The organism is Pseudomonas fluorescens, from assembly GCF_902497775.2.
Classification (GTDB): Bacteria; Pseudomonadota; Gammaproteobacteria; order Pseudomonadales; family Pseudomonadaceae; genus Aquipseudomonas; species Aquipseudomonas putida_F.
Window position 1 is genome coordinate 232766 of the sequence record NZ_OZ024668.1, and the last position, 24391, is coordinate 257156.

The 24391-nt window shown below is 62.9% G+C and carries 19 protein-coding genes; 3 read left to right on the top strand and 16 right to left on the bottom strand.

From position 1 onward, the window contains the following. Positions 1–125: 125 nt before the first annotated feature. The 15 genes from F8N82_RS01180 to dksA form a co-directional block, all read right to left on the bottom strand. Positions 126–3062 carry a DUF748 domain-containing protein gene (locus tag F8N82_RS01180; RefSeq protein WP_038998671.1) on the bottom strand — a complete coding sequence of 979 codons (2937 nt, stop codon included), beginning with the start codon at positions 3060–3062 and terminating at the stop codon, positions 126–128. Between the two features lie 91 nt (positions 3063–3153). Next, entirely contained in the window at positions 3154–4170 is a 1017-nt protein-coding gene (locus F8N82_RS01185; protein ID WP_038998672.1) for a class I SAM-dependent rRNA methyltransferase, read from the bottom strand. Positions 4171–4249: 79 nt separating this feature from the next. Further along, positions 4250–5428, bottom strand: coding sequence for an acetyl-CoA C-acetyltransferase (locus tag F8N82_RS01190; protein WP_038998674.1), 1179 nt, complete (start codon positions 5426–5428; stop codon positions 4250–4252). A gap of 112 nt (positions 5429–5540) precedes the next feature. Then, positions 5541–6410, bottom strand: a complete 870-nt coding sequence (locus F8N82_RS01195) for an oxygenase MpaB family protein (RefSeq protein ID WP_038998675.1) — start codon at positions 6408–6410, stop codon at positions 5541–5543. Positions 6411–6449: 39 nt separating this feature from the next. Further along, positions 6450–8384 (bottom strand): acetate--CoA ligase, encoded by a 1935-nt coding sequence (acs, locus tag F8N82_RS01200; protein WP_038998676.1) that lies wholly within the window; start codon positions 8382–8384, stop codon positions 6450–6452. Between the two features lie 91 nt (positions 8385–8475). After that, the gene (gene pgi, locus F8N82_RS01205) at positions 8476–10140 is read right to left on the bottom strand and encodes a glucose-6-phosphate isomerase (RefSeq protein ID WP_038998678.1); all 1665 of its coding nucleotides are present in this window, start codon (positions 10138–10140) and stop codon (positions 8476–8478) included. Positions 10141–10267: 127 nt separating this feature from the next. Continuing rightward, positions 10268–11125, bottom strand: a complete 858-nt coding sequence (gene panC / locus F8N82_RS01210; RefSeq protein ID WP_038998679.1) for a pantoate--beta-alanine ligase — start codon at positions 11123–11125, stop codon at positions 10268–10270. Further along, positions 11122–11922: a 3-methyl-2-oxobutanoate hydroxymethyltransferase gene (panB, locus tag F8N82_RS01215; RefSeq protein ID WP_038998680.1), complete on the bottom strand. Its 801-nt coding sequence runs from the start codon at positions 11920–11922 to the stop codon at positions 11122–11124. Before panB ends, panC begins: the two co-directional genes overlap by 4 nt. Positions 11923–12174: 252 nt before the next feature. After that, complete coding sequence (gene folK / locus F8N82_RS01220; protein ID WP_038998681.1) at positions 12175–12651, bottom strand: 2-amino-4-hydroxy-6-hydroxymethyldihydropteridine diphosphokinase; 477 nt, start codon at positions 12649–12651, stop codon at positions 12175–12177. Between the two features lie 3 nt (positions 12652–12654). Continuing rightward, positions 12655–14043 (bottom strand): polynucleotide adenylyltransferase PcnB, encoded by a 1389-nt coding sequence (locus F8N82_RS01225; RefSeq protein ID WP_038998682.1) that lies wholly within the window; start codon positions 14041–14043, stop codon positions 12655–12657. A gap of 708 nt (positions 14044–14751) precedes the next feature. Further along, a complete protein-coding gene (locus F8N82_RS01230; protein WP_038998683.1) occupies positions 14752–16188 on the bottom strand; it encodes a sigma-54-dependent transcriptional regulator in 1437 nt (478 codons plus the stop codon). 22 nt (positions 16189–16210) lie between these two features. Beyond that, positions 16211–19165 (bottom strand): sensor histidine kinase, encoded by a 2955-nt coding sequence (locus F8N82_RS01235; RefSeq protein ID WP_162195919.1) that lies wholly within the window; start codon positions 19163–19165, stop codon positions 16211–16213. Continuing rightward, a complete protein-coding gene (locus tag F8N82_RS01240) occupies positions 19149–19325 on the bottom strand; it encodes a hypothetical protein (protein WP_003250005.1) in 177 nt (58 codons plus the stop codon). Before F8N82_RS01240 ends, F8N82_RS01235 begins: the two co-directional genes overlap by 17 nt. A 190-nt stretch (positions 19326–19515) precedes the next feature. After that, positions 19516–20403 carry a tRNA glutamyl-Q(34) synthetase GluQRS gene (gluQRS, locus tag F8N82_RS01245; RefSeq protein WP_038998685.1) on the bottom strand — a complete coding sequence of 296 codons (888 nt, stop codon included), beginning with the start codon at positions 20401–20403 and terminating at the stop codon, positions 19516–19518. Between the two features lie 78 nt (positions 20404–20481). Further along, positions 20482–20931 (bottom strand): RNA polymerase-binding protein DksA, encoded by a 450-nt coding sequence (dksA, locus tag F8N82_RS01250; RefSeq protein WP_038998686.1) that lies wholly within the window; start codon positions 20929–20931, stop codon positions 20482–20484. A gap of 245 nt (positions 20932–21176) precedes the next feature. Between dksA and F8N82_RS01255 the strand changes: the two genes are divergently transcribed. After that, positions 21177–22349, top strand: a complete 1173-nt coding sequence (locus F8N82_RS01255; protein ID WP_038998688.1) for a pyridoxal phosphate-dependent aminotransferase — start codon at positions 21177–21179, stop codon at positions 22347–22349. Beyond that, the gene (gene sfsA, locus F8N82_RS01260) at positions 22349–23062 is read left to right on the top strand and encodes a DNA/RNA nuclease SfsA (RefSeq protein ID WP_038998689.1); all 714 of its coding nucleotides are present in this window, start codon (positions 22349–22351) and stop codon (positions 23060–23062) included. Before F8N82_RS01255 ends, sfsA begins: the two co-directional genes overlap by 1 nt. Here the strand turns inward: sfsA and F8N82_RS01265 are convergent. Then, the gene (locus F8N82_RS01265) at positions 23052–23369 is read right to left on the bottom strand and encodes a Rieske (2Fe-2S) protein (protein WP_038998690.1); all 318 of its coding nucleotides are present in this window, start codon (positions 23367–23369) and stop codon (positions 23052–23054) included. The two genes, sfsA and F8N82_RS01265, sit on opposite strands and share 11 nt — an antisense overlap. A gap of 153 nt (positions 23370–23522) precedes the next feature. Between F8N82_RS01265 and F8N82_RS01270 the strand changes: the two genes are divergently transcribed. Beyond that, positions 23523–24389 carry a heme/hemin ABC transporter substrate-binding protein gene (locus tag F8N82_RS01270; protein WP_038998692.1) on the top strand — a complete coding sequence of 289 codons (867 nt, stop codon included), beginning with the start codon at positions 23523–23525 and terminating at the stop codon, positions 24387–24389. The last annotated feature ends 2 nt before the right edge of the window (positions 24390–24391 follow it).

Here is a 24391-nt window from a genome sequence, read left to right on the forward strand (position 1 = left end):
GACCTCTACAGGTTCATGCGAAAGACCAAAAGGACTTGGTCACTCAAAGCCCCGGCACTGATTGCCGGGGCTTCTTTTTTTGGGTGGGGTGTGGGAACGGGCTTGCCCCGCGATAGAGGCCTACTTCACTCAGCGTCCAGATGCAGCGGCGAGATCACCCGTCCATCGGCCTCAGCCTGGCCCAGACTGGCATCGACGAAATATACACGGTCATCCGCCAACTGGCCTTTGTCGACCAGGTAGTCCTTGATACTGCTGGCCCGCGCCTGGCCCAACTGGCGCAGCAGCAAGGCGCTTTCACCCCAGGACTTGAGCACGGCATCGCGCAATTGGGTCGTGCGCTGCTCGCGGTCCAGTTGCTCCCATTCCGCCGGTGGCTGCTTCTTCATGCGGGCACGGTAGATACCTTCGAGCATCGCTGGCTTGTCACCATCAGGAACCTTCAGGTCGGAGGCCTGGGCTGGCACCTTGTCACCGCGGCGCTGGAGGATTTTGTAGTAGGTGCTCTGATACTCACGCTCCAGGCGCTGCTGGGCAATCAACGGTCCGTCGCTGCTCTGGGCGCTGGTGCCTTCGATCTCCAGGCGCAGGGCAGGGCGTTCCTTGAGCGCCGTAGCCAGCTTGTCCAGGGCGCTTTGCGCATCAGCTCCCAGGTCACTGGAGCCGGCGGCAAAGGCCACGTTGCCCAGGTCCTGAGAGTCGCCGCCGGTGACCAACCCACCAATGAACTTGAAGGGCGCCTGGGCCGCACGCAGCACCAGGTTGCGCAGGGTCTGCCAGACAATCGGCATGACGCTGAACTGCGGGTCGTTGAGGTCGCCGGTCACCGGCAGCTCGATGGAAATCTTGCCGTCAGTGTCCTTGAGCAGGGCGACGGCCAGGCGAATCGGCAGGTCTACGGCATCCGGGCTGTCGACCTTCTCACCTAGCTGCAGTTGTTCGACCACCACTTTGTTCTCGGCCTTGAGCTTGCCCTGAGTGATCACGTAATGCAGATCGATGTTCAGCCGGCCCTTGCGGATGCGGAAACCGGCAAACTTGCCCGAGTACGGCGTCAGGGTAGTCAGCTCGACGCGTTTGAAACTGGTGGCGATGTCCAGGGCGGCCATCGGGTCGAAGGGGTTCAGCGAGCCTTTGATGGTCACCGGTGCGTAGCGATCGACCTTGCCTTTGATATCGACCTTGGCAGGTTTCGGCTGACGGTTGTCGATGGTGCCGATCTGGCCGTTGAGCTGCTGGATCGCGGTGGCAAAGTTCGGGGTCAGGCTGAAGTCGGCAAAGTTGGCCGAGCCGTCGTTGATGTCGATTTCACCGATACGGATCCCCAGTGGCTTCTCGGCCGGCGCCTTGGCTTTGGCCGGCGCTTTGGATTGCGCGGTGGCTGGTTGCGCAATCAGCAGGTCATCGACGTTGGTGGTACGGTCTTCGTTGATCATGAAGCGCGCGTAAGGCTGCTTCAGGGTCACCTTGCCGATGCTCAGGGCGTCGCCATGGCGGTACGACAAGCCGTCGAGGTTCAGCTGCTGCCATTTGACGAAGTCGCGGTCCTTGATGGTATCCAGGGTGTGCAACTGGTTGACCTGGGCCTTGCCGTCAATGCTGAAGGCCAGCGGCTCGGTGCTCTTGAGGTCGACGTTGAGGTCGCTGCCGAGCATGCCGCTGCGCAGCTCCAGGCGGATGTACGGGCTGATGTAGGCCTGGGCGACACGCAGGTCGATGTCCTGGGTGTTGACCTTGAGCTTGGCGCTAACCGGCGCCAGCTTCACTTCACCGGCGGCCTGCAGCTTGCCTTGCTTGCCCAGGCCGGTATCGAGCTTGAGGGTGAAGGGCGACTGGTTGAGGCTGTCGAAATTCTGCAGGTCGAGGTTCAGCGGGCCGACGTCCAGGGCTACGGGCTGTTTCTGCGAGCGGTCGGCCAGGTGCACCTGGTAATTGCGCAGTTGCACGTCCTTGAGCAGCACCTGCCATGGCTTGCTCGGGGCGTCGGCTGCGGCTTGTTCCTTGGCATCCGGCTCGGCGGCGGCAGGTTCGGCTTTCTCTTTGGCGGTGGCTTTGGCCGGCTGGCTGGCGAACAGCTTTTGCCAGTCGAGCTGGCCGTCGGACTCTAGCGCCGCCCAGGTTTCGAGTTTTTCACTGCGAATCTTGCCGACGGTCACCAGCTGCTTGGCCAGGTCGATCGAGGTCTCGCTGACATCCAGGCGCGTCAGGCGTGCCAGCGGACGGCCATCGGGAGCCTTGATGGCAAAGGGCGCGATGCTCACCGAGGTGTTGTCCAGCAGCAGCTCGGTTTCCTTGGACAGGTTCAGCTTGTAGTGGGTATCGAGGCTGACCACGCCGTCTTCCAGCACCAGCGGCACTGCGTCGCGGACATAGGGCCAGAAGGCCTTCATCTTGCCATCGGTGACTTTCAAGGTGCCTTCGGAGGCGAGCGGCACCACGCTGAAGGTACCGCTCCAGTCGATGCGACCGCCACCGGGGCCTACTGCGACCAGGGTCATGTCGGCGCTGTCGTCGGGCAGGGTGCTGAGGTTCTTCAGTTCCAGATTCATCGAGTCGTAGAGGAACTCGATCGGCTCGCTCGGGCGCAGGTCCTGGAAGTGCAGGTAGCCTTCGCTGAGCTTGATGCTGCCGATGCGCAGCGGGAACGGGTCGCTGGCAGGCTCTTCAGGCTTGGGCTCGCTCGGTGGCAGCTTGAACAGCTGGGTCAGGTTGAGGCTGCCATCCTTGGCGAACAGCAGCTCGGTACGCGCCTTGTCCAGCTCGACCCCGGCCAGGTGCAGGGCACCGGTCCACAGACTGTCGAGCTGCAGGTTGGCGTACAGGCGTTCGAAGCCGACCTGCTCCTTGCCCGGCTCGCCGATCTGCAGGCCCCAGAGGGTCAGTTCGAGGCTGAACGGGTTGAGCTCGATCCGCTGCAGGTGCGCCGGTACCGTGGCGTAATTGGCCAATTGCTGGTTGGCGATACGCAGGGCAACCCCTGGGAGAATCAGAAAGCCTAGCAGGCTGTACAAGGCCACTGCGGCCAGCATAGCGCCGAGGGCGCGTTTCAATCCTTTGGGCATGTGTGGCGTCGTCTGTCTCGAACGGGAGTGGTTGGAGTATGGCACGTAAAAACGGTTCCGAAGATACCCCCAAAATTAACGGAAATTTGTTTCACAGCTGAAGAATCAAGGTCTTCAGCGGGGGCTGACCATCCTGCGACGGAAAGTCGCCGGCGGGTTTGAGTACCTGCCAGTCGCGTACCGGCCGCCCGGCTTTGTCAGCACAGCGCAACACCTGCTCGCGCCAGTCGTCGACATTGACCTTGGCCAGGTTGTTACAGCAGATCAGCACGCCATCGTCGGCGGTGCTCAACAGGGCCGGCTTGAGCAGGCTCTGGTAGTCGCGCAGCAGGTCGACGGTGCCGAAGGCGCTCTTGGCCCAGGCTGGCGGGTCGAGGAACACCAGGTCGAACTGGCGCTGCTCCAGGCGCGGATACGCCGGCAGCTTGTGCCCGCGACGCTGGCTGACCGGCAGGCCGGCGAACTGACGGATCGCCGGGAAGTAATCGGACTGGATAAAGCTCATTGGCAGCAGTTGCGGGTTCAGCGCGCCGTTCTCTTTGCCGACGGCCAGGTTACCTTCGGCAAAGTCCAGGTTGCACACCTCACGGGCACCACCTGCCGCGGCACTGAGGCCAACGCCGCAGGTATAGGCGAACAGGTTGAGCACGCTTTTGCCCGCACTGTGCTGCTTGACCCAGCCACGGGCATTGCGCAGGTCGAGGAACAGCAGTGGATCCTGCCCGGCATGGCGGCCACGCACCCGGTAGTTCAGGCCCCATTCGTGACCGACAAGGTCGGCCAGCGCGGCCTCACTGGCCTGGTGCAGCGGATCGCGCCGATCGATGCGACTGTTGCCCTGGGAGCGGTCGTTATAGACCAGCAGCAACTCAAGGCCCAGATGCGCCTGTACTGCCGCGTGCAGTTCGAGCAAGGCGCTGGTTTCGAGGCTGTGGTGGAAACTCTGCACCAGCAGTTGCGGGCCGTAGCGGTCGATGGTCAGGCCGCTGGCGCCCTCCTGGCTGCCATGGAACAGGCGATAGCAATCGGTGCCTTGGGCATGCAGTTCGGCGAGAAGGCCCTGGCGGGCGTCGAGGGCGGCGCGCAGCGCCTGATTCAAGAGGGACATGCACGTGGCCTTGGTTTGCGGACGTGCAGTTTATCAGTTCAAGCCAGGGGAGGGGCCGTTGCAGCCCCTCCCGCGGTGATCAGCGCTCGATCGCCAGGGCCACGCCCTGACCGCCGCCGATGCACAGAGTCGCCAGGCCCTTGCTGACATCGCGCTTGATCATTTCGTGCAGCAAGGTCACCAGAACCCGGCAACCCGAGGCGCCGATCGGGTGGCCCAGGGCGATGGCGCCGCCGTTGACGTTGACCTTGCTGGCGTCCCAGCCCAGCTCCTTGCCCACCGACAGGGCCTGGGCGGCGAAGGCTTCGTTGGCTTCGATCAGGTCCAGGTCGCTCAGCTGCCAGCCGGCTTTGTCCAGGCAGCGGCGGGTGGCGCTGACCGGGCCGATGCCCATGATTGCCGGATCAACCCCGGCGTTGGCGTAAGCCTTGATACGCGCGAGGATCGGCAGGCCCAGTTGCTGCGCCTTGGCCGCGCTCATCAGCAGGACCGCTGCCGCACCGTCGTTGAGCGACGAGGCGTTACCGGCTGTTACCGTGCCGTCTTTCTTGAACGCTGGCTTGAGCTTGCCCAGCGACTCGGCGGTGGTGCCTGCGCGTGGTTGCTCGTCGGTCGCGAAAGCAACTGGCTCACCTTTGCGCTGCGGAATCAGGATCGGGGTGATTTCGTCGACGAAGCGCCGAGCTTCGATGGCCGCTGTAGCTTTTTGCTGCGAAGCGGCGGCGAAGGCGTCCTGCTCTTCACGGCTGATGCCGTACTTTTCCACCAGGTTCTCGGCGGTGATGCCCATGTGATAGTCGTTGAACGCATCCCACAGGCCATCGCTGATCATGCTGTCGATCAAAGTGCTGTGGCCCATGCGCAGGCCGGTACGGGCCCCCGGCATGACATAGTTGGCCAGGCTCATGTTCTCCTGGCCGCCGGCGATGATCACCTCGGCATCGCCGCAGCGAATCGCCTGGGTTGCCAGGTGCAGGGCCTTGAGGCCCGAGCCGCAGACTTTGTTCAGGGTCATGGCCGGTACCGCATGTGGCAGGCCGGCCTTGATCGCGGCCTGGCGCGCCGGGTTCTGCCCGGCACCGGCGGTCAGCACCTGGCCGAGGATGACTTCGTCGACCAGTTCGGCATCGATGCCGGTCTGGGTCAGCAGCTGGCGGATCACCGCAGCGCCGAGGTCGACGGCGGGAATGTTGGCCAGCGCCCCCTGGTAGCTCCCGACAGCGGTACGGGTGGCGGCAACGATTACGACATCTTGCATGGCGCGGGTCCTCACTCTTATTGGATTTGGCGTCAGAACGGTTCAGGCCCGGGGGCCTGGATAGACCCGCATGGTGGCATAGATGCCCGGGCGAGGGCTATTGGCGCGCGGCTCAGGCGATACCCATGCGCCGCCGTGCCCGATGGGCCGAGCCATCGCGCATGGCCCAGCGCAACACCGGCGCGGTGCTGTTGATGCCCAGGCGGATCAACCGGCGTTGCAGCGGGTTCTGGCTCAGCTCGAGCAGGGTGCTGGCCCATTCGGGCAGCAGGTCGATCCCGGCCCGCAGCATCAGGGCACCGACTGGTTGGGCCAGACGGCTGGGCGCCGGCGCGTCGAGCAGCACCTGCACCACTTCATGGCTGCGCGCGTCGCACAGCAGTTGCGGGCGCATGGCGTGCAGGTAGTCATCAATCTGCTGACGCGAGCGCGGTACGTTGCGTGCGCCCAGGCGCTCGGCGATCAGGGCGATCTCGGCGTAGTAGGCATCCTGATCGGCAATTGCCATATGCGGGTTGCGATAGCGCATGTGTGCTGCCAGGAAGCTACTGACCTCGGCCACATGCACCCAGGTCAGCAGGTCTGGATCGCTGGCGGCATACGGTCGGCCATCGGCGGCGCTACCGACCACCTGCAGGTGAATGGTGCGCACTTTCTCGATCAGCCAGTTGGCATCCCGGGTCGAACCGAAGGTGGTGCCGGAGATGAACTGGCTGGTGCGGCGCAGGCGGCCGAGCAGGTCCTGGCGAAAGTTGGAATGATCCCATACGCCGGCCAGGGCCAGCGGATGCAGCAATTGCAGGAGCAGGGCGCTGATGCCGCCGATCAGCATGCTCGGAAAGTCACCGTGCACGCGCCAGCTGATACTGCCCGGGCCGAACAGCCCGGGGTCGCCCTTGGGGTTTTCCAGGTCAAGTTGCCCCAGGGACAAGCCGGTCAGGCTCATCACCTGGGTTTCGATACGGCGGCGAATCGCTTCCATGGTTACCTTGTCTGCAAGGCAGCCAATCAGCGCTGCCGCTTAAGTGTTCAGGCGTTTGTCGATCAAGCCCTGGACCACGCTCGGGTCGGCCAGGGTCGAGGTATCGCCCAGGCTGTCGAGCTCGTTGCAGGCGATCTTGCGCAAGATACGCCGCATGATCTTGCCGGAGCGGGTCTTGGGCAGTGCCGGCGCCCACTGGATCAGTTCGGGTTTGGCGAAGCTGCCGATTTCCTTGCTGACCAGGGCCAGCAGTTGCTGCTTGAGCGCGTCATCCGGGGTCACGCCGTTCATGGGCGTGACAAAGGCATAGATGCCTTGCCCCTTGAGATCGTGAGGGTACCCGACAACGGCGGCTTCGGCGATGCTGTCGTGCAGTACCAGGGCGCTTTCCACCTCAGCGGTGCCGATGCGGTGCCCGGAGACGTTGATCACATCGTCGATGCGCCCGGTTATCCACAGGTCGCCATCTTCGTCGCGGCGCGCACCGTCGCCAGTGAAGTAATAACCTGGCAGCGGCTTGAAGTAGGTATCGATCATCCGCTGCGGATCGCCGTACACACCGCGGATCTGCCCGGGCCAGCTGGCCTTGATCGCCAACATGCCGCTGCCGGGGCCTTCGATCAGCTTGCCTTTGTCATCCAGTAACACCGGTTGCACGCCGAACATCGGCTGGGTGGCGCAGCCGGGTTTGACCCGCCGGGTGCCCACCAGTGGGCTGATCATGATGCCGCCGGTTTCGGTCTGCCACCAGGTGTCGACGATAGGGCAGCGTTTTTCGCCCACGGCCTCGAAGTACCATTCCCAGGCTTCCGGGTTGATTGGCTCACCGACGCTACCGAGCAGGCGCAGGCTTTTGCGCGAGGTGCCCGCCAGCGGACCCTGGCCTTCGCGCATCAGCGCACGCAGGGCGGTGGGCGCGGTGTAGAAGATGTTCACCTGGTGCTTGTCGACCACCTGCCAGAAGCGCGAGGCATCGGGGTAGTTGGGTACACCTTCGAACATCAGGGTGATCGCGCCGTTGGCCAGCGGCCCGTAGACGATATAGCTGTGACCGGTAACCCAGCCGACATCGGCGGTGCACCAGAACACCTCGCCCTCACGGTAATCGAACACGGTCTTGAAGGTCAGCGCCGCCTGCAGCAGGTAGCCGGCGGTGGTGTGCAGTACGCCCTTGGGTTTGCCGGTGCTGCCGGAGGTGTAGAGGATGAACAGCGGGTCTTCGGCGCCCATCGGCTCGGGAGGGCATTGGTCGCTGACTGTCTTGAGCGCTTCGTGGTAGTAAATATCGCGGCCTTCATGCCAGTTGATCTTGCCGCCGGTGCGTTTGACCACCACCACCGTACTGACATCCGGGCAACCGAGCAGGGCCTTGTCGACGTTGTTCTTCAGCGCCACGCTCTTGCCGCCGCGCACGCCTTCATCGGCGGTTATCAGTGTGCGGCAATCAGCGTCGAGAATCCGGTCGCGCAGCGCATCGGGCGAGAAACCGCCGAACACCACCGAGTGAATGGCGCCGATGCGGCTGCAAGCGAGCATGGCGTAGGCCGCTTCCGGCACCATGGGCATGTAGATGCACACCCGGTCGCCTTTTTTCACTCCGCGTTGCTTGAGCACATTGGCCAGGCGGCAGACCTGCTGGTGGAGTTCGCGGTAGGTGATGACGCTGGAATCGGCGGGGTTGTCGCCTTCGCGAATGATCGCCGGTTGTTCACTGCGGGTGGCCAGGTGGCGATCGATGCAGTTGTAGCTGACGTTGAGTTGCGCGCCCTTGAACCAGGCGGCCTGGCCGGTCTTCATGTCGCTCTGCTGGATTTGGCTCCAGGGCTTGATCCAATCCAGGGCCTTGGCCTGTTCGGTCCAGAACGTATCCGGGTCATTGATGGACTGGCGGTACAGGCGCTGGTAATCGGCCTGGCTCAGTTGCGCCGCTTTGCTGACGGCATCGGCTTGGGGAAAGTCGCTGATATCGAACATGGCGGGGTCCTGTTCTGACGGATTGTTTTTGTCAGGACAGTGTAGCCGCTACCCCTGGCCGTGTTCGTTCGGCCAGGGGCAGCGCGGGCGATCAACCGCGGTGACGGCTGCGGAAGAAATTGATCAGGCCCTGGGTCGAGGCGTCTTCGGCAGGCTCTTCGATACCGCCGGTCAGGCGCTGGTACACGCCCTTGCCGAGTTCCTTACCCAGTTCCACGCCCCATTGGTCGAAGGCGTTGATGCCCCAGATGACGCTCTGCACGAACACCTTGTGCTCGTACATAGCCACCAGCGCGCCAAGACGCCGCGGGCTGATGCGCTCGACCACCAGGGTGTTGCTCGGACGGTTGCCCGGAATCACCTTGTGCGGGGCCAGCTTCTGGATATCGGCTTCGGCCATGCCTTTGTCACGCAGTTCGGCTTCGGCTTCGCTGCGGGTCTTGCCCAGCATCAGCGCCTGGCTCTGCGACAGGCAGTTGGCGTACAGCCACTGGTGGTGGTCGGCGACCGGGTTGAAGCTGACTACCGGGACGATGAAATCGGCCGGAATCAACTGGGTGCCCTGGTGCAGCAACTGGTGGTAGGCATGCTGGCCGTTGCAACCCACGCCGCCCCAGATAACCGGGCCGGTGTCGTGGTTGACCGGCGTGCCGTCCTGGCGGACGCTCTTGCCGTTGGATTCCATGTCCAGCTGTTGCAGGTGCTTGGTGATGTTACGCAAGTAGTGATCGTACGGCAGGATGGCATGGCTTTGCGCGCCCCAAAAGTTGCCGTACCACACACCGAGCAAGGCCAGCAGTACCGGCATGTTCTGTTCGAACGGTGCGTTCTGGAAGTGCTGGTCCATGGTGTAGGCACCGGACAGCAGTTCCTTGAAGTTGGCGGTACCGATGGCCAGGGCAATCGGCAGACCGATGGCCGACCACAGCGAGTAACGCCCACCGACCCAGTCCCACATCGGGAAGATATTTTCTTCACGAATGCCGAAGGCCACGGCGGCAGCCTTGTTGCTGGATACGGCGATGAAGTGCTTGTACAGCTCGGCTTCCGAACCACCCTGGGCCAGATACCAGGCGCGGGCAGCCTGGGCGTTCTTCAGGGTTTCAAGGGTGTTGAACGACTTGGACGAGACGATGAACAGTGTGGTTTCGGCGCGCAGTTTGGCCGACAGCTCGTGGAACTCGCTGCCGTCGATGTTCGCCAGGTAATGGCAGCGCACGCCACGCTGGGCGTAAGGCAGCAGGGCTTCGGAAACCAGCTCCGGGCCCAGGAACGAGCCGCCGATGCCGATGTTGACCACGTCGGTGATCGGCTTTTCGCTGTAGCCGCGCCACAGGCCGTCATGGATGCGGCCCACCAGTTCGGTCACCTGGTTGAGGACCTTGTGCACCTCAGGCATCACGTTGACGCCGTTGACGCTCAGTTTGTCGCCCACCGGACGGCGCAGGGCGGTATGCAGGGCCGGGCGGCCTTCGGAGGCATTGAGAATTTCGCCGGCGAACAGACCCTTGATTGCCTCTTGCAGGCCGACTTCGTTGGCCAGGCCCACCAGCAGGTCGCGGGTCTGGGCGTTGATCAGGTTTTTCGAGTAGTCGAGGAACAGTCCGCAGGTGCTCAGGGAGAATTCTTCGAAGCGTTTTGGCTCGGCAGTGAATGCATCGCGCATGCTGAAGTCCTGCATGGCTTCGCGGTGTTGCTGGAGCGCCTGCCAAGCGGGCAGGGCGGTAACATCATGAGGGGTGCGGTAATACGCCATCGCTGCAGGTTTCCTTATTGCGTGAACTGCCTTGGACACTGGAAACAGCGCCCTGTTTGCAGGCTGATGCCAATTATAGGCATGCAGCCTGCTTTACAGGGAGTGGTCAGGTTAGCAGGCGACCTGGTTACTTGTCGTCAAGGTTCAGGTGCAGGTTGTCGATCAGGCGGGTAGCGCCGAGGAAGGCGGCTACCAGGATCACCAGATCACGGTCTTCGGGCACTGCCGGGCGCAGGCTCAGGGCCTGGCGGACTTCCAGATAGTCCGGGCGAAAGCCGGCTGCGCTCAGTTGTTGCTGGCCGTTGGCGATCAACGCCGGATAGTCGCGTTCGCCCTGCTCGATGGCGGCAGCCATCTGGCTCAGCAGCCGGTACAACGCCGGTGCCGTGGCGCGCTGTTCGTCGTTCAGGTAACCGTTGCGCGAGGACAGCGCCAGGCCGTCCTCGGCGCGCACGGTCGGCTCGCCGATGATCTGGATCGGCATGTTCAGGTCACGCACCAGCGCGCGGATCACCGCCAGTTGCTGGAAGTCCTTCTGGCCAAACACCGCCAGGTCTGGCTGGACCATGTTGAACAGTTTGCTGACCACCGTCGCCACGCCTTCGAAATGGCCCGGGCGGCTGGCACCGCAAAGCCCGTCGGACAACTGCGGGACGCTGACGCGGGTCTGTCCGGCCATGCCGTCGGGGTACATCTCTTCGACGGTCGGGGCGAACAGCAGGTGGCAGCCAGCCTGGAGCAGTTTCTCCTGGTCGGCGGCGAGGGTCCGCGGGTACTTGTCGAGGTCTTCGCTGGGGCCGAACTGCAGCGGGTTGACGAAGATGCTGGCAACGACGAAATCGACCCGTTGTGCGGCCTTGGTCACCAGTGCGGCATGGCCGCTGTGCAGGTTGCCCATGGTCGGTACGAAGCCGATGCGTTTGCCCTCACTGCGCGCCCGCGCCACGGCAGCGCGCAGTTCGCGGACGGTCTTGACTGTATTCATGCACTGAACCCGTGTTCGCTGCCGGGGAAGCTGACTTCCTTGACGGCGGTTACGTATGCCTTGAGCGCACCTTGAATGTCGCTCTGGCCCGCCATGAAGTTCTTCACGAACTTTGGTACCCGGCCGGTCAGCGACAGGCCGAGCATGTCATGCAGTACCAGCACCTGGCCGTCGGTGGCGCTACCGGCGCCGATACCGATGACCGGAATGCTCACCGCCTGGGTGATTTCGGCGGCAAGTTCGGTCGGCACGCATTCAAGCAGCAGCATGGCCGCACCGGCCTGTTCCAGGGCGATGGCGTCGGCGCGCATCTGCCGGGCCTGGCTTTCCTGGCGGCCCTGGACCTTGTAGCCACCGAGGATGTTCACGGTCTGCGGAGTCAGGCCCATGTGCGCACACACCGGTACGCCACGCTCAGCCAGCAGGCGGATGGTGTCGGCCAGCCAGGCGGCGCCTTCGACCTTGACCATGTGCGCGCCAGCCTGCATCAGTGCGCCGCTGTTGGCGAACGCCTGCTCGGTGGTAGCGCAGGCCATGAACGGCAGGTCGGCGAGAATCAGCGCACCTTCGTTGCCGCGTTTGACGCAGGCGGTGTGGTAGGCCATCTCGGCATTGGTTACCGGCAAGGTGCTGTCATGGCCCTGCAGGACCATGCCCAGGGAGTCACCCACCAGCAATACTTCCACGCCGGCACGGCTGGCGGCCTGGGCAAAGGTCGCGTCGTAGCAGGTCAGCATGGTTATTTTCTCACCCTTGGCCTTGAGGCTCTGCAGGGTGGTCAGGGTTACTTCTGGCATGAAAAGGAATCCTCGTTCAGGCGCTGTGAAAAACGACTGCGTACAACGCGTGTATTCATCTTCTGGAACAGCACATCATCGATCGTGGTGTTTGAATTGCGACCTGTTCCAGGCCTATATACGCCTTTTTGCGGCGCTCGGGGCGCCACGGGACGCCTATAGTCGTGAGCGAGGGGGCTGAAGTCAATTACCCTGTTACCGCATTGTTACTAATGCGCTGTTACGGGCGTTACCGGCTGGGGAAACGCCCGGCTACAGGCGTTCCAGACCGACGAACGGGCAATCTGCCAGTAATTGGGACAGGGGCCGTTGATCGGCCAGGCAGAAGTCTTCGGGTACCAGTTCGGCCAACGGGTAGAGGACGAACGGTCGCGCTTGCATGTGGTAATGCGGCACTTTCAGGCGTGGCACATCGATGACATGGTCGCCGTACAGCAGGATGTCCAAGTCGAGGGTGCGCGGGCCCCAGCGCTCCTTGCGCTCGCGGCCCTGGTCGGCTTCGATGGCCTGCAGCGCATCGAGCAGCTCAATCGGTGCCAGGGCGGTATCCAGTGCTGCTACGGCGTTGGTGTAGCGTGGCTGGCCGGGTGACAGCGATTCGCTACTGTAGAAAGCCGAAACCCCGGCCAGGGCGCTGTCACGCAGTTGCCCCAGCGCCTCGACGGCGCTGCGCAATTGCTGCTCGGGATCGGCCAGGTTGCTGCCCAGGCCAATGTAGGCGCGGACCATGTGTTACTCGCCTGCAGCGCTGTCGGCGCGCTTGCGCTTGCTCGGGCTGCGCTTGCGTTTGCGCGGGCCGGCACCGGTGCCTTCATCACGGCTGCCCAGTTCGCGGATCATGTCGCGGCGCTCGCTGTCGTTGCAGTCCTGGTAGTCGGTCCACCACTGGCCCAGGCCATCGGTTTCTTCGCCAGCGCTTTCACGCAGCAGCAGGAAGTCGTAACCGGCACGGAAACGCGGGTTGTCGAGCAACAGGTCGGCACGCTTGCCGCTGCGCCGTGGCAAGCGCTCCTGCATGTCCCAGATCTCGCGGATCGGCATGGTGAAGCGCTTGGGGATCGCAATGCGCTGGCATTGCTCGGCGATCAGCTCGTGGGCGGCTTCGTTCATCGCCGGGATCGGCGGCATGCCACGGCTCTGCAGGCGCAGGGCGCGACCCGGCAGGGCTGGCCAGAGCATGGCGGCGAACAGGAAGGCCGGGGTTACCGGTTTGCCCTGTTTGACGCGCAGGTCGGTGTTGATCAAGGCCTGGCTGATCAGGGTATGGGTGTAGGTCGGGTGCTCTTCGAGCGCCTCGGCACTGGCCGGGAACAGCGGGTCGAACAGCTCCAGGTCAACGAGCATTTCGAAGGTGTCGGCAGCCTGCCCGGAGAGGAACAGCTTGAGCGACTCTTCGAACAGACGCGCCGCCGGGATCTCGCGCAGCATCGGCGCCAGCTGGCGAATCGGCGCTACGGTGTGCTTCTCGATGCCGAAGTTGAGCTTGGCGGCGAAGCGCACGGCGCGCAGCATGCGTACCGGGTCTTCCTGGTAGCGCTGGGTCGGGTCGCCGATCAGGCGGATCAGGCGGTTGCGGATGTCGTGTACGCCGTTGGCGTAATCGAGGATGCGCTCGCTGACCGGATCGTAATACAGGGCGTTGATGGTGAAGTCGCGGCGCTGCGCGTCCTCTTCCAGAGTGCCGTAGACGTTGTCGCGCAGGATCCGCCCACTCTCGTTACGCGACGAGGTGTGGCTGTTCTCTTCTTCGCTTTCCGGGTGGTTGGCGCGGAAGGTGGCGACTTCGATGATTTCACGGCCGAAATGGATGTGAACCAGTTTGAAGCGGCGACCGATGATGCGGGCGTTACGAAACTCGGCGCGGACCTGTTCAGGGGTGGCGCTGGTGGCGACGTCGAAATCCTTGGGGGTAATGCCCAGGAGTTGGTCGCGTACGCAGCCACCGACCAGGTAGGCCTGGTAGCCAGCGTTTTGCAGGCGCTCGACAATGTTCACCGCGTGGCGACTGAACTGGCCACGTTGCAGCGAATGTTGACCACTATTGATCACTTCGGGCGTGGTGCGGATATGGTGCTGGCCACGCACGGTAGGACGGAATGACTGGAACAGCTTCTTCAGCATGGGATGCACTGTTTGAAGGAATGTTCGGCCAAAAACGAAGAATGGCCGCATGATGGGCGGGGATTCTAGCATTTACTCGGAGGATGGTGTAGGCGGTCACGTCGGACGACGTGTGGGCAGGCTGGAGCGGGCAGAAACTACAAGGGGAGCCGAAGCTCCCCAAGAAGTAGTTGCGTGCTCTTATTGTTTTTTTGCCGGGCTTCTTGTTTTTGTTGAGTGCCCTGCCCACAAAAAAAGCTTGTGGGCGGTCTCCCTAACCGGGATCAAGAGCAAACGGATTGCTTTGGTCGCTGAGGTTGCAATGATCATGCGATCCAACCAGTTCAGGCCCTGCTTGAGTGCAGTTTTTGTTGTTCTCTGCCTGGTTGTGGGGCAAGCCCCAAATACAACTCCTCTCCAAAAGAATCAGTTAGCTGCGCCTCCGCCGTCTTGTTCTTATTGTGCGTGAGCCGATTCGTCTTATTTTTATTGTCTTTTGCAGTGCTTGTTATTGTTCTTGTACCAAACATATAGCAGGTGCCGTGCCAACTTTTGCAAAGCCCAGTAAAACAAGGGGTTGGAGCGGTTTTGGGCGGTTCGCAGGGCGAAAAAAAACCGGGGCTTCGTTACCGTAAGCCCCGGTTTTTGTTACGACTTCGTGCTGCGGTAACAGTTTGTCGCAAGGTGACGGTGTTACCGCCGCGCCCCGTCGTAGAGCGCTGAAACGACTCAGCCTTCGCTGGTGGCACCGCTCTTGCGCCGCGGGATGCCCAGGCGCTGACGGCGTTCCCACAGGCACTTGCGACTGACCCCGAGCTTGCGCGCAAGCTCGGTCTCGGTCATGTGATCCTGGTGCTCAAGGACGAAATGCTGGAAGTAGTCTTCCAGCGACAGGTCTTCGGTCGGCTCGTGGCTGGTGTTGTTGGCGCTGCTGGCGCCCGACAGGCCGGCAAACGGCTCGTCGTCTTCCAGGTCGCTCAGCTCGATGTCGATACCCAGCAGGTCGGCGGAAATTTCCGGGCTTTCGCACAGAATTACCGCACGCTCCACGGCGTTCTCCAGTTCGCGCACGTTACCGGGCCAGGAGTAATGCCGGATCGCCTGCTCTGCGTCGTGGCCGAAGCGCAGGTCGTTACGCCCAACCCGCGCACTCTGGCGGGCGAGGAAGGCATTGGCGATCTCGTTGACGTCGGCGCCACGCTCGCGCAGGGCCGGCAACTTCAGGGCGATGACGTGCAGGCGGTAATAAAGGTCTTCGCGGAACTGGCCGACCTTGGCCAGGTTCTTAAGGTCGCGGTGGGTCGCGGCGATCAGGCGCACATCGACCTTTTGCGATTGCACCGAACCGACCCGGCGGATTTCGCCTTCCTGCAGTACGCGCAACAGGCGGGCCTGGGCCTCGAGCGGCAGTTCGCCGATCTCGTCGAGGAACAGCGTACCGCCATCGGCGGCTTCGACCAGGCCGGCGCGACCGGCGCTGGCACCGGTAAAGGCGCCTTTTTCATGGCCGAACAGTTCCGATTCGATCAGCGTCTCGGGAATCGCCGCACAGTTCACCGAGATCATCGGTGCCTTGGCGCGCCGCGAGAGGTTGTGCAGCGCGCGGGCCACCAGTTCTTTACCGGTACCCGACTCACCCTGGATCAGCACATTGGAGTCTGTTGGCGCGACCTTGCGGATCTTACTGTACAGGTCTTGCATCGGTGGGCAGGAGCCGATGATGCCGATCTCGCCGTTGGCCGCCGTGCTAGCCGCGGCCTTGTCGCCTGGTACTGCTTTGCCGTTGCCGCGCTCAGCCGGAGCGGCCGGCGCGTTCTGCCGGTCACGCAGGATACGCGCCACGGCCTGAAGCATTTCGTCGTGATCGAACGGCTTGGCGATGTAGTCCACCGCCCCCATTTTCATCGAGTCGACGGCAGAACGCAGGCTGGCGTAGCTGGTCATGATCAGCACCGGCGTGCCCTGGCCGAGCTTGATCAGTTCGGTGCCCGGTGCGCCCGGCAGGCGCAGGTCGCTGACAATCAGGTCGAAGGTCGCAATGCTGAAGCGCTCCTGGGCTTCCTGCACCGAGCCGGCCTCGCTGACCTGGTACTGGTTACGCTCAAGCAATCGGCGTAACGCCGAGCGGATAATGGTTTCGTCTTCGACGATCAGAATATGCGGCATTTATTCAATTCTCTCGACGGTCTCAGTTCACAGCGGACGTCGCTACGACATGACGCGGCAGGGTCACTCGGATCCGGGTGCCGCGTTGGCTCTGGCTATCGGCCGGGCTGTCGATGGTGATTTGTCCATAATGCTCTTCCACGATGGAATAGACCAGAGCAAGCCCCAGTCCGGTGCCTTCGCCCGGGTCCTTGGTGGTGAAGAAGGGTTCGAACAGACGATCCATGATGTTTTTCGGGATACCGCTGCCTTCATCCTCGACGATCAGGTCGACGGTATGCTCGCTGGCTTCGCTCTTGACCCGTACGGCGCTGCCGGGCGGGGAGGCGTCACGGGCGTTGGACAGCAGGTTGATCAGCACCTGGGCCAGGCGTTGCGGATCGCCTTCGACCCAGTGCTCCGGGTCGCACAGGTTGAAGAACTGTACTTCGAAATTGCGCCGGTTCAAGGCCAGCAGACCGATGGCATCCTGGGCTACTTCAGCCAGGCACACCGGCTCGTCGCTGTGCTGGTGGCTGCCGGCATGGGCAAAGCTCATCAGCGACTGGACGATGCGCGAGATGCGCTTGGTCTGTTCCAGAATCTGGCTGCTCAGTTCGGTGATCTCGCCGTCCTCTTCACGCTCTTCGCGCAGGTTCTGCGCAAGGCAGGCGATACCGGTAACCGGGTTGCCGATCTCGTGGGCGACCCCGGCGGCCAGGCGGCCGATGCTGGCCAGGCGCTCGGAGTGCACCAGTTTGTCTTCCAGGGCCTGGGTTTCGGTGAGGTCTTCGACCAGCAGCACCAGGCCACTGTTACCCGGTGCCAGCGGCTCGTCGATGGCTGCCTTGTGCAGGTTCAGCCAGCGGGTCTGGCCATCCAGACCCAGGCGTTGTTTATGCAGGTGTTCATCGGGCACGTTGATGAAGCCCAGCAGCAGGCCGCGCCAGGGGTCGGCAATGGTGGTCAGGCGCGAGCCGACCACGCGCTTGGCGGGGATGCCGGTGAGCTCCTCCATGGCCTTGTTCCACATCAGGATTTCCTGGTCCTTGGCCAGCGAGCAGACGCCCATCGGCAATTCTTGCAGGGTCTGGCGGTGGTAGCGGCGCAGGGCGTCGAGCTCGGCGGCAAGGCCGGTCAGGCGCGAGTGGTAGTCTTCCAGGCGGCTTTCGATGAAGTGGATGTCTTCGGTAACGTAGTTTTCGTTACCGGACTTGTAGGGCAGGAAGGTCTCGACCATGTCCTGGGCCACGCTCGGGCCCATCAGCCCGGACAGGTTGGCTTCGATGCGGTCGCGCAGGCGGCGCAGGGCATACGGGCGGCGCTCGTCGAACGGCAGGTAGAGGTCGCGCAGGGCCTGTTCCACTTCCTTCTGCGCAGCCTTGGCACCCAGCGGCTTGGCCAACTGCGTGGCGAACTCCTGGGGCGAGGCGGCGTGCAGCTCGCGGCGCTGCGGGCGACGCACGTTATCCACCGCACAAGCCTCGGCGGCGCTGACTTCTTCACTGCTGGCGTTGGTGAACAGCGAGATCAGAGTGAACAGCAGCACGTTGGCTGCCAGCGAGGCGATCGCGGCCATGTGCCAGCTAGTGTCGTCGAGCACATAGATCATGTTCAGCAGCGGGATGTAGAAGCCTTGCAGGTTGCCCACCAGCGGCAACAGCATGGTCACCATCCACACCAGAATCCCCGCCAGCAGGCCGGCAATGAAGCCGCGGCGGTTGGCGGTCGGCCAGTACAGCACCGAGAGCACGCCAGGCAGGAACTGCAAAGTAGCAACGAAGGCGACGATACCGAGGTTGGCCAGGTCCTGCTGGCTGCCCAGGGTCAGGTAGAAACCGAAGCCGGCGGCGATGATGGCGACGATCAGCGCCCGCCGGGTCCACTTCAGCCAGCGGTAGATATTGCCCTCGGCCGGTGGCTGGTACAGCGGCAGCACCAGGTGGTTCAGGGCCATGCCCGAGAGCGCCAGGGTGGTGACGATGATCAGCCCGCTGGAGGCCGATAACCCGCCAATATAGGCCAATAGCGCCAGCGCCTGGTTGTTGGCCGCGATGCCCAGGCCCAGGGTGAAGTATTCCGGGCTGGTGCTGGCGCCCATTTTCAGGCCGGCCCAGAGAATCAGCGGCACGGCCAGGCTCATCAGCAGCAGGAACAGCGGCAGGCCCCAGCTGGCGCTGACCAGCGAGCGCGGGTTGAGGTTCTCGGTAAAGGCCATGTGATACATGTGCGGCATGACGATGGCCGAGGCGAAGAACACCAGTAGCAGCGTGCGCCACGGGCCTTCCTGCAACGGTGTGTGCAAGGCGGCGAGGGCGGTCTGGTTCTGCAGCAGCCAGACTTCCAGCTCATGCGGGCCGCCAAACACGCCGTACAGCGCATACAGGCCGATACCACCCAGGGCCAGCAGCTTGATGACCGATTCGAAGGCAATGGCGAACACCAGGCCTTCATGTTTCTCCCGGGTGGCGATGTGCCGCGAGCCGAAGAAGATGGTGAACAGGGTGATCAGCGCACAAAAGGCAAAGGCGACCCGTGCCTTGACCGGTTCGCCGGTCAGAATGCTGATCGAATCGGCCACCGCCTGGATCTGCAGCGCCAGCAGCGGCAGAACGCCGATCAACATGAATATCGTGGTCAGCGCCCCGGCCCAGGTGCTGCGAAAGCGAAAGGCGATCAGGTCGGCCAGCGACGACAATTGATAGGTGCGGGTGATCTTCAGGATCGGGTAGAGCAGTACCGGCGCCAGCAAGAAGGCCCCGGACACCCCCAGGTAACAGGCGAGAAAGCCGTAGCCGTACTGGTAGGCCAGGCCCACCGAGCCATAAAAGGCCCAGGCACTGGCATAGACGCCCAGCGACAGGGTGTAGGTCAGCGGGTGGCGGATGATCGAGCGCGGGATCATCCCGCGTTCGCTGACCCAGGCCACGCCGAACAGCACCAGCAGGTAGGCGGCGCTGATCAGGATCATCTGGGTCAGGCTAAAGCTCATCGGCATCACGTTGGCTCTGCAGGATAAAGGTCACGACGATCAGGATCAGCCAGAGCAGGTAAGGGCGATACCAGGCACCGGTTGGCTCGATCCACCAGTCCATGATGGCCGGGGAGAACAGATAGATCCCCACGACCAGAAGCAGGACCAAACGATAGATATACATGCTGGCCTCAAAGGTTAGGGCGCTGCGGCTTGGACTTATTATTGGCGCAAATGGCTGCGGCGATGGTAACGGGCTTGTGCGTTTTTGCCAAAGAATTGAATTTACTAGGCTTTCTATGTGTGGGAGCGGGCTTGCCCCGCGATCTAGCACGGACTGGCCTCATCGCGGGGCAAGTCGAATCCTACAAGGGTCAGTGCAGGTCGGCCTCGGGCACGCTCAGGCGCCGGGGCAGGGCCGTTGGGTTCCAGTGCGATGCGGCATGTGCCAGCACTTCGGCCGGAGTGCCTTGCTCCATGCCCGCTTCGGTCTTTTGCCCCAGCGCGCGCAGGGCCCGCAGCAGCAGGGGCGTGGCCTGGTCAGCGGCCAGGGGTGGCGAGCGATATGACTTGCCCAGCTTGTGCCCGTCTGGCTGCACGATCAATGGCACATGCAGGTAACGCGGTTGCGACAACCCGAGCAATTCCTGCAGGTACAGCTGGCGCGGGGTGTTGTCCAGCAGGTCGGCGCCGCGGACGATATCGGTTACACCTTGCCAGGCGTCATCCAGCACCACCGCCAGTTGATAGGCATACAGGCCATCGCGACGCTGGATGACAAAGTCGCCGACCTCGCGGCCCAGGTGCTGTTCATAGCGCCCCTGAACCCGATCTTCAAATTGATAGGCAAGCTCCGGCACCCGCACGCGGATGGCAGCATTTTCGCGGCCATGCCCGGCATTTCGGCACAGGCCCGGGTAGATGCCGTTGTAGCCTTCAAGCTGTTTGCGCGAGCAGGTGCAGGCATAGGCCAGGCCCTGGCGGAACAGGCGCTCGACCACTTCTGCATAGGCATCGTGGCGCTGGCTCTGATAGACCACCTCGCCGTCCCATTCCAGGCCGTAGCTTTCCAGGGTTTGCAGGATCGCTGCCTGGGCACCGGGGGCTTCGCGGGGCGGGTCGATGTCTTCCATGCGCACCAGCCAGGTACCGCCAACCGCACGCGCGTCCAGCCATGAGGCCAGGGCCGCGACCAGCGAGCCGAAGTGCAGGAAACCACTGGGCGTAGGGGCGAAGCGCCCAATATAGCGAGGGTTGTTCATGCTCATGGACGCAACTGCAAACGAATACGTATAGCCATAAATGAAACGGGGCGCCTTGAGCGCCCCGTTCTGGTCAGGTCAGGCTTTGCCGACCTGTTTTTCCTTGATTTCTGCCAAGGTCTTGCAGTCGTAGCACATGTCGGCGGTTGGGCGCGCCTCAAGGCGACGCAGGCCGATTTCGACGCCGCACTTTTCGCACCAGCCGTACTCTTCATCGACGATCAGTTGCAGTGTCTTGTCGATTTTCTTGATCAGCTTGCGCTCACGGTCACGGTTGCGCAGTTCCAGGGCGAATTCTTCTTCCTGGCTGGCACGGTCGGCCGGGTCAGGGAAGTTGGCCGCTTCATCCTTCATGTGGTCCACGGTCTGGTCGACGCTGACCATCAGCTCTTTCTTCCAGCCATTGAGGAGCTTGGTGAAGTGGTCGCGCATGGCTTTGCTCATGTATTCCTCACCCTTTGTCTCTTTATAGGGTTCGACGCCATGAACAAGAACTGGCTGACTTTGTTGCTTTTCTTGGGTGGACATGAATAGACCGCCTCTCACTCTTCTAATCCATTGCGCAGGCTGCTCCATCTCCGGCGCCCGCCGGCCCTGCGACTGCGAGCCGCCGAACTTACCAGATCGAATCGGGGTACGCTACTCCCGGTTGTCAAGGCCAGGACAACTGCGCCAGGCCTTGACGATCTTTGCAGTGGACCGCAGCTTTTGCCACACGTTCGACCCGGCGCATGGGTAGAATCATTATTCTAGACCCTTTTGAGAGAAGGCTAATGGCCCAGCCCTACAGTGCGCGCAGCCGCGCCATCGAACCTTTCCACGTGATGGCCCTGCTGGCCCGCGCCAACGAGCTGCAGGCGAGCGGCTGCGACGTGATCCACCTGGAAATCGGCGAACCGGACTTCACTACCGCTGCGCCGATCATCGAGGCCGGCCAGGCCGCACTGGCCCAAGGGCATACCCGTTACACCGCTGCCCGCGGTCTGCCGGCGCTGCGTGAAGCGATTGCCGGGTTTTACCGGCAGCGCTACGGGCTGAGCATCGATCCGCAGCGTATCCTCATCACGCCGGGCGGCTCCGGTGCCTTGCTGCTGGCCGCAAGCCTGTTGGTCGACCCGGGCAAGCACTGGCTGCTGGCCGATCCGGGTTACCCGTGCAACCGGCATTTCCTGCGCCTGGTCGAAGGCGCTGCGCAACTGGTGCCGGTCGGCCCCGAGGCCAATTACCAACTGACCGCCGACCTGGTCGAGCGCTACTGGGACCAGGACACCGTTGGCGCCCTGGTGGCATCACCGGCCAACCCGACTGGTACCGTGCTTGACCGCGATGAACTGGCAGGCCTGTCCGCCGCCACCCGCGCGCGCAACGGCCATCTGGTCGTGGACGAGATCTACCACGGCCTGACCTACGGCATGGATGCACCGAGTGTGCTGGAAGTCGACGACGAAGCCTTCGTCCTTAATAGTTTTTCCAAGTATTTCGGCATGACCGGTTGGCGCCTGGGTTGGCTGGTCGCGCCACCGGCGGCAGTGCCTGACCTGGAAAAACTGGCACAGAACCTCTACATCAGCGCACCGAGCATGGCGCAGCATGCCGCCCTGGCGTGTTTCCAGCCCGCGACCCTGGCCATCCTCGAAGAGCGTCGGGCAGAATTCGCTCGCCGCCGTGACTTCCTGTTGCCCGCCCTGCGTGAACTGGGCTTCAAGATTGCTGTCGAGCCTCAGGGCGCGTTTTACCTGTACGCCGACATCAGCGCCTTTGGTGGCGATGCTTTCGCCTTCTGCCGGCACTTCCTCGAAACCGAACATGTGGCCTTCACCCCGGGCCTGGACTTCGGTCGTCACCAGGCCGGGCACCATGTGCGCTTTGCTTACACCCAGAGCTTGCCGCGCCTGCAGGAGGCGGTTGAGCGGATTGCCCGTGGACTACGGAGCTGGCAAGGCTGATGCGTTTTTCTCCAACACTTGAAACCGCACGGTTGCTGCGTCGCTACAAGCGCTTCCTGGCCGACATCGAGCTGGCTAACGGCGAGCAAATGACTATCCATTGCCCCAACACCGGCTCGATGTTCAATTGCATGGTCGAGGGCGGCCAAGTCTGGTTCAGCCGCTCCAACGACCCTAAACGCAAGCTGCCCGGCACCTGGGAAATCAGTGAAACTCCACAGGGGCGCCTGGCCTGTGTCAACACCGGGCGGGCCAACGCCCTGGTAGAAGAAGCCTTGCGTGCCGGCGTCATCAGCGAGCTGGCCGGGTTCACCGGGCTCAAGCGCGAAGTGGCCTACGGCGAAGAGAGCAGCCGGGTGGATTTTCGCCTGGAGTTTGCCGACGGGCCGGCCTACGTCGAGGTCAAGAGTGTGACCTTGGGCTTTGATGAGTCGACGGTAGCCGCCTTCCCAGATGCAGTGACCCAGCGCGGTGCCAAGCATCTGCGTGAGCTGGCAACCCTGGCTCGCCAGGGTGTGCGCGCAGTGCAGCTATATTGCGTGAACCTGAGCGGTGTCGAAGCCGTACGCCCGGCCGACGAGATCGACAGTGCCTATGCCGATGCCTTACGCACGGCAGTAGCCGATGGCGTCGAAGTGCTTGCCTACGGCACACGCATTGACGGCGAACAGATTTACATCGATCGGCCGTTGCCGGTGTTGCTCAATCGATAAGCCAGATGCCCTGGCTGTCTTCGCGACAATCCAGGGCAGTCAATTGCTCGCCCTCGCAGGGGCCTGCCACGCATTCGCCGGATTCGATCAGAAACAGTGCGCCGTGGCGCCCGCAGGCGATCAGGCTGGCGCTGCTGTCGAGAAAGGCGTCGGGCTCCCAGTTCAGGGGGATACCGCGGTGGGGGCAGTTATTGCGGTACAGGTAGACGGTGCCCGCACGTCGAACCGCGAAAATCCCCAGGTCATCGACACTGAAGCCTCGGCTCTGGCCTTCGCCCAGGTGTTCGGAGCGACAAAGAAAATGCATGGTGAGGGTTACTCGAAGTCACAGTGACGGCTTGACGTGCAAATGCAAATAATTATCAAATTGCCTGCATCAGCCGTATCGGACGCTTTATACCGCGCGTCCCCGACATTATCCACCCGGATTGCCGCTCCTCCTCATTCAAGGAAGCCTGTTATGCGCCCACGTGCCCGCCTGATCGCCCTGTGTGCCGGTCTTGTGTTCAACACCCTGGCCCAGGCCGACGCCTTGCCGCAGCGCTGGGTCAGCGCAGGTGGCGCCTTGAGCGAGTGGGTGACGGCGCTGGGCGGCGAGCAGAAGCTGGTCGGGGTCGATACCACCAGCCAGCATCCGCAATCGCTCAAGGCGTTGCCGAGCATCGGTTATCAGCGCCAACTGTCCGCCGAAGGCGTGCTGAGCCTGCGCCCGGATGTACTGGTGGGCACTGAAGAAATGGGCCCGCCGCCGGTGCTCGCGCAAATCCGTGGCGCCGGGGTCAAGGTCGAACTGCTTTCCAGCAAGGCCGACCTGGGTGCCGTCGAGAGCAACCTGCAGCAACTGGGACGTTTACTCGGCCACGAACAACAGGCCCGGCAATTGTTCGCCGACTACCGCCAGCAACTCGATGCCCTGCAGGGCAAGATCAAGCAACTGCAAACCACCCAGGCCGCACCAGGGGTTATCCTGCTGGTCGGCCATGCCGGCTCCAAACCGATGATCGCCGGCAAAGGCACCGCCGGCGACTGGCTGCTCAAACAGGCCGGTGCGCGCAACCTGGCGGATAACGAGGGCTACAAGAACTTCTCCGTGGAGGCCTTGGCGGCCCTCGACCCCGATGTGCTGGTATTCGCCGACCGCAGCCTCAGCGGTGACCAGGCCTTGCAGGCACTGCTCAAGGAAAACCCGGCCCTGAATGCTTCGCGCGCCGCACGCAACAAGCGCCTGATCGAGCTGGACCCGACCCTGCTAGTCGGTGGTCTCGGTCCGCGCCTGCCCGCTACCTTGCAGAGCCTTTCCCAAGCCTTCTACCCGACTGCGCAATGAAC

What these genes read in the sequence shown, in the direction of transcription:
- F8N82_RS01255 (WP_038998688.1), top strand. Translation starts at nt 21,177, where the DNA reads ATGGCCCAGCCCTACAGTGCGCGCAGCCGCGCCATCGAACCTTTCCAC.
- folK (WP_038998681.1), bottom strand. Translation starts at nt 12,651, where the DNA reads ATGGTCCGCGCCTACATTGGCCTGGGCAGCAACCTGGCCGATCCCGAG.
- panC (WP_038998679.1), bottom strand. Translation starts at nt 11,125, where the DNA reads ATGAATACAGTCAAGACCGTCCGCGAACTGCGCGCTGCCGTGGCGCGG.
- F8N82_RS01265 (WP_038998690.1), bottom strand. Translation starts at nt 23,369, where the DNA reads ATGCATTTTCTTTGTCGCTCCGAACACCTGGGCGAAGGCCAGAGCCGA.
- acs (WP_038998676.1), bottom strand. Translation starts at nt 8,384, where the DNA reads ATGTTCGATATCAGCGACTTTCCCCAAGCCGATGCCGTCAGCAAAGCG.
- gluQRS (WP_038998685.1), bottom strand. Translation starts at nt 20,403, where the DNA reads ATGAACAACCCTCGCTATATTGGGCGCTTCGCCCCTACGCCCAGTGGT.
- F8N82_RS01235 (WP_162195919.1), bottom strand. Translation starts at nt 19,165, where the DNA reads ATGCCGATGAGCTTTAGCCTGACCCAGATGATCCTGATCAGCGCCGCC.
- F8N82_RS01240 (WP_003250005.1), bottom strand. Translation starts at nt 19,325, where the DNA reads ATGTATATCTATCGTTTGGTCCTGCTTCTGGTCGTGGGGATCTATCTG.
- F8N82_RS01195 (WP_038998675.1), bottom strand. Translation starts at nt 6,410, where the DNA reads ATGGAAGCGATTCGCCGCCGTATCGAAACCCAGGTGATGAGCCTGACC.
- F8N82_RS01270 (WP_038998692.1), top strand. Translation starts at nt 23,523, where the DNA reads ATGCGCCCACGTGCCCGCCTGATCGCCCTGTGTGCCGGTCTTGTGTTC.
- dksA (WP_038998686.1), bottom strand. Translation starts at nt 20,931, where the DNA reads ATGTCCACCCAAGAAAAGCAACAAAGTCAGCCAGTTCTTGTTCATGGC.
- F8N82_RS01230 (WP_038998683.1), bottom strand. Translation starts at nt 16,188, where the DNA reads ATGCCGCATATTCTGATCGTCGAAGACGAAACCATTATCCGCTCGGCG.
- F8N82_RS01185 (WP_038998672.1), bottom strand. Translation starts at nt 4,170, where the DNA reads ATGTCCCTCTTGAATCAGGCGCTGCGCGCCGCCCTCGACGCCCGCCAG.
- F8N82_RS01180 (WP_038998671.1), bottom strand. Translation starts at nt 3,062, where the DNA reads ATGCCCAAAGGATTGAAACGCGCCCTCGGCGCTATGCTGGCCGCAGTG.
- F8N82_RS01190 (WP_038998674.1), bottom strand. Translation starts at nt 5,428, where the DNA reads ATGCAAGATGTCGTAATCGTTGCCGCCACCCGTACCGCTGTCGGGAGC.
- F8N82_RS01225 (WP_038998682.1), bottom strand. Translation starts at nt 14,043, where the DNA reads ATGCTGAAGAAGCTGTTCCAGTCATTCCGTCCTACCGTGCGTGGCCAG.
- sfsA (WP_038998689.1), top strand. Translation starts at nt 22,349, where the DNA reads ATGCGTTTTTCTCCAACACTTGAAACCGCACGGTTGCTGCGTCGCTAC.
- panB (WP_038998680.1), bottom strand. Translation starts at nt 11,922, where the DNA reads ATGCCAGAAGTAACCCTGACCACCCTGCAGAGCCTCAAGGCCAAGGGT.
- pgi (WP_038998678.1), bottom strand. Translation starts at nt 10,140, where the DNA reads ATGGCGTATTACCGCACCCCTCATGATGTTACCGCCCTGCCCGCTTGG.